Annotated in this window: 10 protein-coding genes and 2 pseudogenes; 4 read left to right on the plus strand and 8 right to left on the minus strand. The window is 40.1% G+C overall.

Annotation, left to right across the window (positions count from 1 at the left end; genetic code table 11):
• Window positions 1-386: 386 nt before the first annotated feature.
• Window positions 387-1,823 carry a pyruvate kinase gene (pyk, locus tag P4S61_RS18255; RefSeq protein ID WP_182730606.1) on the plus strand — a complete coding sequence of 479 codons (1,437 nt, stop codon included), beginning with the start codon at window positions 387-389 and terminating at the stop codon, window positions 1,821-1,823.
• 104 nt (window positions 1,824-1,927) lie between these two features.
• Here pyk and P4S61_RS18260 read toward each other — a convergent pair whose 3' ends face one another.
• The 6 genes and pseudogenes from P4S61_RS18260 to thrS form a co-directional block, all read right to left on the minus strand.
• The gene (locus P4S61_RS18260) at window positions 1,928-2,752 is read right to left on the minus strand and encodes a LytR/AlgR family response regulator transcription factor (RefSeq protein ID WP_145233180.1); all 825 of its coding nucleotides are present in this window, start codon (window positions 2,750-2,752) and stop codon (window positions 1,928-1,930) included.
• Window positions 2,749-3,821, minus strand: a pseudogene (locus P4S61_RS18265) (sensor histidine kinase). The gene P4S61_RS18260 and the pseudogene P4S61_RS18265 overlap by 4 nt, the downstream one beginning before the upstream one ends.
• A gap of 173 nt (window positions 3,822-3,994) precedes the next feature.
• Window positions 3,995-4,357 (minus strand): 50S ribosomal protein L20, encoded by a 363-nt coding sequence (gene rplT / locus P4S61_RS18270; protein ID WP_008110477.1) that lies wholly within the window; start codon window positions 4,355-4,357, stop codon window positions 3,995-3,997.
• A 15-nt stretch (window positions 4,358-4,372) separates the two neighbouring features.
• The gene (rpmI, locus tag P4S61_RS18275) at window positions 4,373-4,573 is read right to left on the minus strand and encodes a 50S ribosomal protein L35 (RefSeq protein WP_004587840.1); all 201 of its coding nucleotides are present in this window, start codon (window positions 4,571-4,573) and stop codon (window positions 4,373-4,375) included.
• A 208-nt stretch (window positions 4,574-4,781) separates the two neighbouring features.
• A pseudogene (gene infC / locus P4S61_RS18280) lies at window positions 4,782-5,344 on the minus strand (translation initiation factor IF-3).
• Between the two features lie 59 nt (window positions 5,345-5,403).
• Entirely contained in the window at window positions 5,404-7,314 is a 1,911-nt protein-coding gene (gene thrS / locus P4S61_RS18285; protein WP_145233174.1) for a threonine--tRNA ligase, read from the minus strand.
• 258 nt (window positions 7,315-7,572) lie between these two features.
• On the opposite strand from thrS, the gene P4S61_RS18290 reads away from it, so the two are divergent.
• From P4S61_RS18290 to P4S61_RS18300, 3 genes are all read left to right on the plus strand, one after another.
• A complete protein-coding gene (locus tag P4S61_RS18290) occupies window positions 7,573-8,586 on the plus strand; it encodes an endonuclease/exonuclease/phosphatase family protein (protein ID WP_182734231.1) in 1,014 nt (337 codons plus the stop codon).
• Window positions 8,587-8,652: 66 nt separating this feature from the next.
• Window positions 8,653-9,123, plus strand: coding sequence for a DUF3010 family protein (locus P4S61_RS18295; protein WP_337118827.1), 471 nt, complete (start codon window positions 8,653-8,655; stop codon window positions 9,121-9,123).
• Window positions 9,124-9,298: 175 nt separating this feature from the next.
• Window positions 9,299-11,044 (plus strand): AMP-binding protein, encoded by a 1,746-nt coding sequence (locus P4S61_RS18300; protein WP_182730608.1) that lies wholly within the window; start codon window positions 9,299-9,301, stop codon window positions 11,042-11,044.
• Window positions 11,045-11,126: 82 nt separating this feature from the next.
• Here the strand turns inward: P4S61_RS18300 and P4S61_RS18305 are convergent, their stop codons facing one another.
• Both P4S61_RS18305 and P4S61_RS18310 read right to left on the minus strand, forming a co-directional pair.
• Window positions 11,127-12,056, minus strand: a complete 930-nt coding sequence (locus tag P4S61_RS18305) for an alpha-E domain-containing protein (RefSeq protein WP_145233168.1) — start codon at window positions 12,054-12,056, stop codon at window positions 11,127-11,129.
• Between the two features lies 1 nt (window position 12,057).
• The gene (locus tag P4S61_RS18310) at window positions 12,058-13,512 is read right to left on the minus strand and encodes a circularly permuted type 2 ATP-grasp protein (RefSeq protein ID WP_145233167.1); all 1,455 of its coding nucleotides are present in this window, start codon (window positions 13,510-13,512) and stop codon (window positions 12,058-12,060) included.
• Between the last annotated feature and the right edge of the window lie 28 nt (window positions 13,513-13,540).

Here is a 13,540-nt window from a genome sequence, read left to right on the forward strand (position 1 = left end):
ACAACTATTGGTTAGTAAATGAAATAATACCGCGCGCATTATATACCCAAGCCACTTAAAATTGCGAGCCTAGACAACAGATACAACGCTTTGCGCAAGACAAACACGCAAGATACAGTGATTATATCAAACAACCGTTGCCTCGGGGCGATAAATTTTCCTGATATGGATTTCTGAGTCGAGCATTGACGAGACCTGACACCGGTGTCATAATGTGGTCATAATTTTTTTGTATAAAATAATGACAGCTTTACACGTTACCTTGATGTCAACGCGCTATTTGCTGTCAGTAAAAACTGTATTATGCGTGTCAGTTAAACTAACACCTATAAATAACGAAAAACCGTCAACCTGCTTACAACATTGTAAGCCTACAGGAGAATTTGATGCTTAGACGCACAAAAATAGTCGCGACCCTTGGACCTGCAACCGATCGAGATAACAACTTAGAAAAAATAATCCGTGCTGGTGCAAACGTAGTGCGTTTGAATTTCTCACACGGCATTGCACAAGATCACAAAGACCGTGCCCAAGCAGTGCGTGACATTGCCAAAAAACTAGGCAAGCACATTGCTATTTTAGCCGATCTACAAGGCCCAAAAATTCGTGTATCGACATTTAAAGATGGCAAAGTAACGCTACCTGTTGGTGCAAAATTTATTCTTGATGCAAAAATGGAAAAAGGCCTAGGCGATATCAACGCCGTAGGTATTGATTATAAAGAATTACCACAAGATGTTGCCCCTGGTGACTTACTACTTTTAAACGATGGTTTAATTCAATTAACAGTAGTAAATGTTGAAGGTCATTTAGTGCATACCACAGTAACTGTTGGTGGCGTGTTATCTAACAATAAAGGCATCAACCGCTTAGGTGGTGGTTTAACTGCTCCAGCCTTCACTGATAAAGATAAAGAAGATTTATTAACTGCAGCAGAAATTGATGTTGATTATATCGCAGTATCATTCCCACGCAGTGGCGACGATATGCGTTATGTGCGTTCACTAGCTGAAGCTGCAGGCTCTAAAGCACAGCTTTTAGCTAAAATTGAGCGTGCTGAAGCCGTTGAAACGGTAGAAGCAGTTGATGATATTATCCTTGCTTCAGATGCGGTGATGGTTGCTCGTGGTGACTTAGGTGTTGAAATTGGTGATGCTGCCTTAATGGGTAAACAAAAACTCATTATCCGTCGTGCTCGCTCACTTAACCGTACCGTGATCACAGCAACACAAATGATGGAATCAATGATCGATAACCCAATGCCTACCCGTGCAGAAGTTATGGATGTTGCCAACGCAGTCCTTGATGGCACTGATGCGGTAATGCTTTCAGCTGAAACAGCGGCAGGCGATTACCCAGAAGAAACCGTGGCAACCATGGCGCGCGTTTGTTTAGGGGCAGAATCACAAAAAGAAACTCACGTTTCTAAGCATCGCTTAGATAGTCGTTTCTCTTCTAATGCAGAATCAATTGCATTGTCAGCTATGTATGCGGCAAACCATTTAGATTCAGTAAAAGCGATTATTACTTTAACTGAATCAGGTAGCACAGCAAAATTGATGTCACGTATCAGCTCTGGCTTACCTATTTATTCATTGTCTCGTCATGCCAGTACACTTGGTCAAACAGCATTATATCGTGGTGTTTACCCGGTATTCTTTGACTCAACACAATGTGAAAAAGATAACATGGTAAAAGATGCCCTTAACACACTTGTGAATGCGGGTTCATTACAATCTGGCGATACTGTGATCATCACTCATGGTGATGCTATGGAAACGATTGGTGCAACCAATACTATGAAAATTGTTACTGTTGCTTAATTAACGCAGTTATAAAAAACGCGAGCCAAGGCTCGCGTTTTTTTATTTAAAACACATGGTTTAATTTACTTCGTTATATAACAGCTATTGAGCCCGTTTCTAAGTTAACTTGCTAACGCAGCTTTTACTTTATCGCGATAACTACGGCTTACTTTTAATTCTTGGCCGTTCTCAAGCACTAATAAATACTCACCACTTACCTGAGTTACAAGCTTGCTAATTTGTTTAGTATTTACAATCGCACTGCGATGGACACGTACAAATAGCTGAGGATCAAGTTCCTGTTCTAGTTCTTTCATAGTTTTTCGTAAAATATGCGTTTGACCATCTTGGCAATGTAAACACATATAGTCACCAGCGGCATCAACCCATTGAATTGTCGCTACAGGTACACGGATTATTTCACCCTGCTCTTTCACCGCTAAAGATTCTGGGTAACGGCGATCTGTTAATGTATCGCCAGTTGCCAGTTTTTTCAAAATCTCTTCACAATTATTACCAGTAATTCCAGCTACAAAACTCGCCAATTTCTTTTTATGGGCGTTGTCTTGTTGCGTCTTCAAGTAGGTATGCACTTTTTCTACCGCCTGTTTTAGTCTGTTGTCGTCGACTGGTTTAAGGATGTAATCTAAAGCATGGATCTCAAATGCTTTGACTGCGAACTGATCAAATGCGGTTACGAATACAATAGCAGGTAACGCTCTGACACTTTCACTGAGTGCTCTGGCAACCTCAAACCCATTCATTCCAGGCATTTGAATATCTAAAAAAACTAAATCTATTTTCCCTGCTTGGCATGCATCGATAGCCTCTTGACCAGAGTTACATAACTTAATGACTTCGATATCATCAAACTCCTCTAATCTTACCGCTAACCCTCTACGGGCTAATGGTTCATCATCGACAATCAGGGTCTTAATCTTGCTCATTTCTTCACAGCCTTCTCAAACGGAACGCGCAGATTCACTTTCAATCCACTTGGCGTATTATGTGATAACACAAACGAATAGTTATTTTCATACAAAGTTTTCAGGCGGTCTTTCGTATTTGCCACCCCTACCCCTTGTGAATTAACTAATTGGCCATTAAGTAATTCAGTACCGGGGCCATTATCGCCTACTTCCAATAATAGTTCATTAGCAAAAACTTGTGCTTTAATATCAATTACTCCCCTTCGCTAAGATGAGCTATTGCATATTTAATCGCATTTTCGATGATCGGTTGCAATATTAAACTCGGCACTAATGCATTTTTTGCTTCATCACTGATTTGCACATTCACTTGCAACCGTTCATCAAAGCGTACTCGCTCTATTTCAAGATAAAGCATCAGTGCATGCAACTCTTGTTCAAGTGGGACTTTTTTTATCGGATCGGTATTGAGTGTATAACGTAAAAAGTCGCTCAACTTTGACACCATTAAATTAGCATCTTTATTCTCTTTTACCAAAATCAACGTAGATATAGCATTAAGAGTATTAAACAAAAAATGAGGATTTAATTGATAACGTAGCATTTTCAGTTGTGCTTCATGCGCCATCGTTGTTGCTTTAAGGGCTTTTTGGCGCTCACTTTGCAGTAGTTGATAATATTTAATGCCAAAGTACAAACCACTCCAACAAAGAATAATATAAACCGAATCTAAGCCTTGTTGCAGATAGTAAAACCATTCTGTAGGACGATAACCATGGCGATAAATCTCCCATAAATTAAATTTTTGTATTACCGCCCATAAAGTGCCTGTAATGTACGAAGCGCCGAACACTACTAACATTAAAACCCAAGGAGATGCATTCCAGGCTTTGCGATACATATAGCGCAATGGCACAGTCATTAAACACCTGGCGTAAGCATTGAGTACGATCACAAATACATAAATATCGCGCATCTCAAAGACTTTTGAGCCAATGTAGTTAACAAGTGCATAACCGATCCAACCCGCAATCTGTAATACCCAGAAAAAGCGTTGGCGGTTATCAACTAAGGATTGCCAATTCAAAATAGTTAATTACCTCATTTATTTGTAATTATTATATAGCGTTAGCGCAGTTGGGATCACTACCGACTATCTCGCTTTTCACGAGCCTTACCGCAAATAACTGTTGGTGAAAACTTTATTTTAGCCACAAAAAAAGGAGCCATAGGCTCCTTTTTAATACTTATTTTAAAAGCTTAAGCTGCCGCTAGGCCTTCTTTAGCTTTTGCAACAAGCGCTGCGAATGCAACTTGGTCATAAACAGCGATATCTGCAAGGATCTTACGATCGATTTCTACAGATGTCTTTTTAAGACCATTGATAAAACGGCTGTAAGACAGACCATTTTGACGTGAAGCAGCATTGATACGTGCAATCCATAATTGACGGAAAGTACGTTTCTTCGCACGACGGTCACGGTAAGCGTATTGACCCGCTTTAGTAACAGCCTGGAAAGCTACGCGGTAAACACGTGAACGTGCTCCGTAGTAACCTTTTGCTTGTTTTAAAACTTTTTTGTGACGTGCACGTGCGACAACGCCGCGTTTAACTCTTGCCATTTCTAAAAACCCCTATTAAGCGAATGGTAACATACGTGAAACTAGACCATGGTCGTTCTTATGAACCATCATCTTAGGACGTAGGTGTAACTTACGCTTAGAAGTTTTCTTAGTCAGAATGTGACGAAGATGCGCTTGTTTACGCTTGAAACCGCCAGAAGCAGTCTTTTTGAAACGCTTAGCCGCGCCTCTGTGACTTTTTAGCTTATAAGCCATTGCAATAACTCCAAATGTATTGCTTTAAAATTAGTAAGCAGGCGTGAGATATATTGCTATAGCTCCACTTTTAGGCCTAACTTACTGCCATATTCCGGTGAAAACCCAACATAAATGCTGCAGTTTTACTTTATTACCGGTTAGCACAGGTGAATATTTGCATATTACTTGGTGACCTGAGCTAAATTCGCTGCGTATCTTAGCTTGTTTATTGCTTTTTAGCAACAGGCGCCATCATCATAACCATTTGGCGACCTTCAACACGATTAGGGAAAGACTCAACAACTGCAAGCTCTTCCAAATCGCCTTTGATACGGTTTAATAATTCTATACCAATTTCTTGGTGGGCCATTTCACGACCACGGAAGCGGATGGTAATCTTAGCTTTATCGCCACCTTCTAAGAACTTACGTAAGTTGCGAAGCTTAACCTGATAATCACCTTCATCCGTGCCAGGACGGAATTTGATTTCTTTATCTGGATTTGCTTTTGCTTCTTCTTCTGCTCTTTTAGTTCTTTGCTTTTTTCAAAGATGAACTTACCGTAGTCCATGATTCTACAAACAGGCGGCTCAGCATTTGGGCTAATCTCTACTAGATCAACACCAGCGGCATCAGCCATAGTTTGCGCGTCTTTTAATGACTGAATTCCAGCTTGCTCGCCTTCAATGTCAATTAAGCGAACTTCTTGAGCTGTAATTTCTTCGTTAATACGATTTTTTTGGGCTGTTTGTTGCCCTTTCTTGCCGCCTCTAATAGTACGTTCCTCCAAGAATATCAAATAATAAGCGTGTAGTTAGCAATTAAATGTATGCCCTACACGCAGAGTTTTTATAGTCGATTTTTAATTTCTTCGCTAATTTTAGCGACAAATTCATCAACATTAAATTTGCCCAAGTCTTCACCTGTGCGGGTACGTACAGCTACTTCTTGTTGTTCAACTTCTTTATCACCAACAACAAGTAAATAGGGGATACGTTTTAATGTGTGTTCACGGATTTTAAAGCCAATCTTCTCATTTCTCAAGTCAGCAGCGGCTCTAATTCCAAGTTTATTTAATTTTTGTACAATTTCCTGCACATAAGCAGCTTGTTTATCAGTGATATTCATAATCACTACTTGCTTTGGTGCAAGCCAAGTCGGGAATAAACCCGCGTATTCTTCTGTAAGAATACCGATAAAGCGCTCGATAGAGCCCAATATTGCACGGTGTATCATAACAGGTGTACGACGTTCGTTGTTTTCAGCAACATAAGTTGCCCCTAAACGCCCTGGTAATGCAAAATCTAGTTGCACTGTACCACACTGCCACGCTCTGTCTAAGCAATCGTACAAAGTAAATTCAATTTTTGGACCATAGAAAGCACCTTCACCCGGTAAATAATCAAATTCGATGTTATTTGCTTTCAGTGCATCAGCTAATGCAAGCTCTGCTTTGTCCCACATATGATCTTCGCCAATACGCTGTTCAGGGCGTGTTGACAGCTTCACCACAATTTTTTCAAAGCCGAATGTTTCGTACGTATCGTAAACCATTTGGATACACGCTGATACTTCGTCCATGATTTGCTCTTCAGTACAGAAGATATGGGCATCATCCTGAGTAAAGCCACGTACGCGCATTAGACCATGAAGTGCGCCTGACGGCTCGTTACGATGACAACAACCAAATTCAGCCATACGCAGTGGAAGATCACGGTACGATTTTAAACCTTGATTAAAGATCTGTACGTGACCTGGGCAGTTCATTGGTTTGATTGCGTATTCACGCTTTTCAGATTCAGTGGTAAACATTGCTTCTGAATACTTTTCCCAGTGACCTGATTTTTCCCATAAAGAACGATCCATCATCATTGGACCTTTTACTTCTTCGTACTGGTACTCGCGTAACTTTTCACGCACAAACTCTTCAAGTTCACGGTAAATGCTCCAACCATCGTTGTGCCAAAACACCATGCCTGGCGCTTCTTCTTGCCAATGCCATAAATCAAGTGCTTTACCAATACGACGGTGATCACGTTTCTCGGCTTCTTCTAAACGTTGTAAGTAGGCTTTAAGTTGCTTTTTATCGCCCCATGCAGTGCCATAAATACGCTGCAACATTTTATTATCTGAATCGCCACGCCAGTAGGCACCGGCTACTTTCATTATTTTGAAATGTTGGCAAAAACGCATGTTCGGTACGTGTGGACCACGACACATATCGATATATTCTTCGTGGTGATATAATCCTGGACGGTCATCTTTAGCGATGTTTTCGTCAAGGATTTGAATTTTGTACATTTCGCCGCGCGCTGCAAATGCATCACGGGCTTCTTGCCAGCTTACGGTTTTCTTAACCACGTCGTAGTTTGTTTTAGCAAGTTGCAACATGCGCTTTTCAATAGCTTCTAAGTCATCTTGACTTAATGAATGTTCCATATCGATATCATAGTAAAAACCATTATCAATCGTTGGACCAATTGCCATTTTTGCATCAGGAAACAGTTGCTTAACTGCATGACCAATCAAGTGAGCACATGAGTGACGAATTATTTCTAAGCCGTCATCATCTTTTGCGGTGATGATTTCAAGGCGAGAATCGTCAGAAATTAAATCACAGGCATCAACACGAGTGCCATTAACACGACCAGCGATAGTGGCTTTTGCTAAGCCTGGGCCGATATCATTGGCTACATCAAGTGTACTTACAGGGTTTTCAAAACTACGCTGACTGCCGTCAGGAAGAGTAATAACTGGCATTATAAGTCCTTACTACAGTGGTGACGCCTACAATGCATCACATGTATTTATTAAATTAAAATGAATAACTCGACAACGCTTTTACGAATAAGCATTGTTAATTTTAACCGTATTTGGTTAATGTATTTGTTGAGTCTTAGCAAACACAAGCAGTTATTGTCGCGTTTGGAGCCACTAAATACAAGTATTTAGCCAGACAAATTGACAAATAACCCTCGCATTTCATACTTAATTTAATTTCAGCTGTTGGATAACCTAATGACGACGTCTAATCGTATCCGTTTTGCCACTTTAAATTTACTTAATTTTACGGCGCCACCTTATTCTTTTTATCAATTACATGAACGTTACAACGCAACGCAATGGCGGCAAAAACAGCAATTTATCACTGACTTTCTACAGCAAAGTCAAGCAACGGTTGTTGCTTTCCAAGAGGTGTTTAGCCCTAAAGAATTGGCCATTTTGTGTAAAGAGCAAGGCTATGACTATTTTGCTACTGTAGCCAGTCCACGCAGTGATCATCTCTATCCACAGGTATTATTTAACCCTGTGGTGGCGATTGCCGCGAAAATCCCTTTTCAAGCATGCCACGAACTCACCCCTTGCCCAGAACTACTTGAGTACTTAAATAATCAAAATGAATTTAAATTTAATCGCACACCTATTAAATGCAGTTTTGATGTACCTGAATTTGGTGATTTAACCTGCTATGTGGTGCACTTTAAATCACAACGGGTGCATTCAATGGCGCATATTTTAAACATTCATAATCAAGACGATCCCTTATTAAATCTATTACAACAAACCGTTGGCATGATGCAATCGCAAATATCACGCTCACTGGAAGCTTCGATTGTTTATTATGATGCGCTAAAAACCCAGCGTGAAAAAAACTGTGCAACATTAGTAATGGGGGATTTTAACGACAATATTGACAGCCCTGCGCTGTCATTCATGACCCAAGGATTTCACCCTACTCGTTGCGAGCCCTGTTTAGAGCTTGAACAACCCATTGTAGGATTAACTGATTCGTTTGAATTAAGCAGTGAATCGGCAAATGGTAAAGTAAAACCAGCAACACATTATTATCAAGGTCGTGGCAATGTGCTTGATTATATTTTGACCTCAGGACACTTTAATACTGATTGTGCATTATCGCGGATAAAATCGTTGCACTATCTAAGCTTTGATAAACACTTAAATCCAAACCAAATTGATGAAGATATCTGCGTAAGCGACCACAGTGGCATTGGGATTGAAATCGGTTTTTAAAATGCACTGTTTTTAAGGCGTTTAATTGATATAATGCTGCCCAAATTAGTTATTTAGAGAATGACAATGAGAACATGCGGTGTAGAAATTACCGGTAGTGACGTACTACTGTGTATTTTAACAAAAGATAACGATGTATTTGATATACGAGATATTCGCCAAACTCGCTTTACCTTAGGTAATGGTAATGACACTGAAGTAATGCGTAAATTCCAATTTGATTTTGCGAAACTTATGCAGGACTATCAAATTGACTCAGTTGCTATTCGTCAACGTGCGCCTAAAGGTAAATTTGCCGGTAGTGCGAACGGTTTCAAAATGGAAACTGCAATTCAATTGATCCCTGAGCTGAGTGTTTATTTATTCAGTACAACCGAGATCAAAGAACAATTAAAACGTAATCCTATTCCTATTGATTTCGCTGAAACGGGGCTTAAAAAGTACCAAGAAAATGCGTTTGTAAATGCATATGTACATTTAATGAAAAAACCTACCGCAGCGAAGAGCTTTAATTTTCAATTAGAGTTAAATTTATAATCAGATACTACGCTAGTGTGTACTGCAATGTTTTTTTGTAGCTACAGCTAGCGTTTTTTATTGCCTAATATTTATCATTTTTATTACTACATTGGTCGTATAGCGCTTTCATTTGTCGACAATCTGTGTTTTTCTAACTGAGTAGACTCTCACAACATTGACACGGAGACCGTACATGCAAATAAGTAACAATAATACAACTGCAACCGATGCGAATAAAACAGTCAAAGATACAGCTGGCTTAGAGCATAGCTACTATAAAGGAGCACAAAGCCCAGCATTGATCAATAAAACCATAGGTGATTACTTCGACTCCATTGTCGACAATAATCCAGACCACCCTGCGATAGTGCTGCATCATCAAAACATTCGTTTAAGCTATAAAGAATATCAGCAGCAGATCAACCAGCTGGCAATGGGGTTACTGGCTTTAGGTGTAAAACCAGGTGATCGTGTTGGTATCTGGTCACCAAACAACCTTGAGTGGTGCTTAACCCAATTTGCGACCGCCAAAATTGGCGCAATCATGGTCTGTATTAACCCAGCGTATCGTCCAAACGAACTACAATTTGCACTAAATTCAGTCGAGTGTTCAACTCTTATAACCGCTTCAAGTTTCAAAGCCAGTAATTACCTAGGCATGCTTAATGAATTACTGCCCGAACTTGCCGCTGCAAAAGCTGGGCAACTGCAGGCAAAAAACCTCCCCTATTTAAAAAATATTATTCGCATTGGTGATGAGCCTGCCGCAGGCATGTTTAGTTTTAGTCAAGTTATGACAATGCCAACGGCCGCCCACCGCGTTGAGCTCAACGCCATTGGTGCAACTTTGCAACCAGATCAAGATATCAACATTCAGTTTACCTCCGGCACAACAGGCAATCCTAAAGGCGCTACGCTCTCCCATAAAAACATTTTAAATAATGGTTTTCTTATGGCTAATGCAATGCGCTTAACTGCAGATGATAAGCTGTGTATTCCAGTGCCGTTATATCACTGTTTTGGAATGGTATTAGGTAATTTAGTATGTATAAGTAAAGGAGCTACGGCAGTATTTCCAGGAGATTCTTTTGATCCAACAATCACGCTTGAGGTAGTTGAAAAAGAACGCTGTACTGCACTGCATGGCGTACCTACGATGTTTATTGCTGAACTGGAACTAAAAGATTTTGCTCGTTTTGACTTATCCAGTTTACGTACGGGCATCATGGCAGGCTCGACGTGTCCTGAGCAAGTAATGCGTAAAGTACAATCGCTGATGCATATGAATGAAGTTGTTATCGGTTACGGCCAAACGGAATGTAGTCCCATTAATAATGCCACGGAGATTGACTCATCCATTGAAAAACAAGTTACTACCGTCGGCCGCGCGCTGGCGCATACAGAAGTAAAAATTATTGACGAAGTGGGTAATATACAAAAAATAGGGCTTGCTGGCGAAGTATGCAGCCGTGGTGCGGGTATTATGCGTTGCTATTGGAATGATGAAGAAAAAACCGCCGCAACTATCGATAAAGAAGGCTGGCTACACTCTGGTGATTTAGGTGTAATGGATGCGGAAGGTTTTGTTGCAATAGTGGGCAGAATTAAAGATATGATCATTCGTGGTGGCGAAAATATCTACCCGCGCGAAATTGAAGAAGTACTTTACACTTACCCTGGCGTGCAAGATGCTGCTATTTTTGGCATCAGTGACGACAAGTACGGCGAAGAAGTATGTGCTTGGGTGCAGCCTAAAGATGATGCCGTGTTAACAGAGCAAGAAATTCGCAGCTTCTTAAAAGATAAATTAGCTTATTTTAAAATACCAAAACATATTCAATTTGTTGAAAGTTACCCTATGACGGTTACCGGAAAACTACAAAAGTTTAAAATGCGCGAACAAATGCAAGCACAATTAAAAGACAACGCGTTTTCATAATTAGCCAAAGCTCACGTTAGTTAATAACGCCCAATGTAATTTAAAACCTTGGGCGTATTATAAGATTAATAGCTTAACAGGCCTATTCTGGCGGTTTTAAAAAATACGTTTGCGCTAATGCATTATGAATGCCCGCTAATTCAATTTGGATTTGATCCATATAATTGTGTAAGTGGCCATTTTTAAGCGCTCTTACATCTTCAGCTTTCAATTGTTTTACCACTGCATCAATTAAATTTATAATCTCTGTAGAGTTTGGCAAAGGTGAAATCAGCGTTTTCAGCTCTATTAAGCAAAACAAAATTGACCGTGGAAATACTTCACTGTGCATCACGAATTCTAATACATCAGCACGTTGCACCCGTACGCTCATCTCTTGTCGATACATTTGATAAGCACTAAGCGAGCGCAATAAGCTGATCCACTGAATATTTTCATAAGGTTTTGCTTCATCGCTGGTGATCAACGTCTCTGAACGAATGTCTAATATCCGTGACGTCATATCAGCACGTTCTATTAACGACCCAAAGCGGATAAACGTAAAACCATGATCATGGTTAATAGTCGCATCTAAAGCACCAAATATTTGATGGGCTGATTCGATGATTTTCTTTAGATAAGCAAATCGGCCACGCTTAGCAAGCCCTTCTTTTTGATTATCTTTTACATAGTAATAAAGGGAGTTAATTTCTTCCCATACATCGCGAGGCATTACGTCTCGGATCGTCCGAGCGCTCTCTCTAGCATAGATAATAGAATTTAAAATAGACGAGCCATTATCACTACCTACAAGTAAATAACGCAGCGCTTTTTGCTCTGTGTAATCAGCGTGTTTATCTTCATACGCCTGACGTGCGCCAATAATATCTATTAATGGCTCCCAGCCTGTACATACGCCTTTAGGTAAATCCAACATCAGCATGTTGTTGACATTAATTAACCGTGCAACATTTTCTGCACGTTCAACGTAACGAGCTACCCAATATAAAGTTTCACCTACTCTTGATAACATATTATTTAGCCTCTTCGTCAACAATCCAGGTATCTTTACTACCACCGCCTTGAGATGAATTTACCACTAATGAACCTTTCACCATCGCAACACGAGTAAGGCCACCAGTAGTGATCTGTGTGTCTTTACCTGACGATAATATAAACGGTCTCAAGTCAACGTGACGTCCATCAGGCTCTGTCCCGTCAAGGGTGGGAACCGTAGACAAATCAAGAGTTGGTTGCGCTACCCAATTCCGTGGATCGGCTTTTATTTGTGCAATGGTTGCTTGTTGCTCTTTTTTAGTCGATTTAGGACCAATCAATAAACCATAGCCACCCGACTCGTTTGCAGGTTTGACAACTAGTTTATCGATATTTTTAATAACATAATCACATTCTTTAGGATCTAAACACTTATAGGTTGGCACATTTTCTATCTTGGGTTCTTCATCCAAGTAATATTTTATGATGTCAGGTACATAGGCATAAACCACCTTATCATCCGCAACCCCTGCACCGGGTGCATTGACTAACGCCACATTACCTTTCGACCATGCTCGCATTAAACCAGGTACACCTAATTGTGATTCAGGTAAAAAAGCTTCGGGATCTAAGAATAAATCGTCGATGCGTCGATAAATTACATCAACGCGTTGCAAGCCTGTAATTGTGCGCATATAGACACAGTCGTCTTTTTCGACTACTAAATCACGCCCCTCTACTAATTCACAGCCCATCTCTTGAGCAAGGTAACAATGTTCAAAATAGGCGGAGTTAAATACACCAGGTGTTAATACCACTACTTCAGGCTTATCGTCTGGACGAGGTGACATTGCTGCCAACATATCAAACAGTTGTGAAGGATAATCATCAACTGGTAAAATCGACACTTGTTCGAATAACTCAGGGAAAACACGTTTCATCACAGAGCGGTTCTCAAGCATATAAGACACCCCAGACGGCACGCGTAAGTTATCTTCGAGTACAAACATAGTGCCATTTCCATCGCGCACTAAATCGGAGCCGCAGATATGCGCCCATATATTATTTGGCGGAGTAATTCCAACACATTGAGAGCGAAAGTTAACTGATTTTTCGAGTAAGCCTTTTGGAAAAATACCGTCTTTTATTATTTTTTGATCATGGTATAAATCATTTATAAACAGATTCAACGCTTCAACACGCTGTTTTAAACCTACCTCAATAGTTTGCCATTCTTTTTTACCAATAGTGCGCGGAATAATGTCAAACGGCCACGCTCTATCGATCATATTGCCTTCATTATAAACTGTAAACGTAATGCCCATTTCTTTTATGGCAAGATCTGCAACAGCTCTGGCTTTAACTAATTCTTCTTTTGATAAGCTAGAAAAAAACTGTGCTAACTGTTTACCGTGCGTTCGAATATTTCCTTGTGCGTCTATTAATTCATCAAAAAAGCCATTTGTTTGATATGCTTTCCAGTCAATTTTCATACATCCTTCCGCCTTATCCATTATTAAT

This window comes from Pseudoalteromonas sp. B160 (assembly GCF_037162485.1).
GTDB classification, from domain to species: domain Bacteria; phylum Pseudomonadota; class Gammaproteobacteria; order Enterobacterales; family Alteromonadaceae; genus Pseudoalteromonas; species Pseudoalteromonas rhizosphaerae.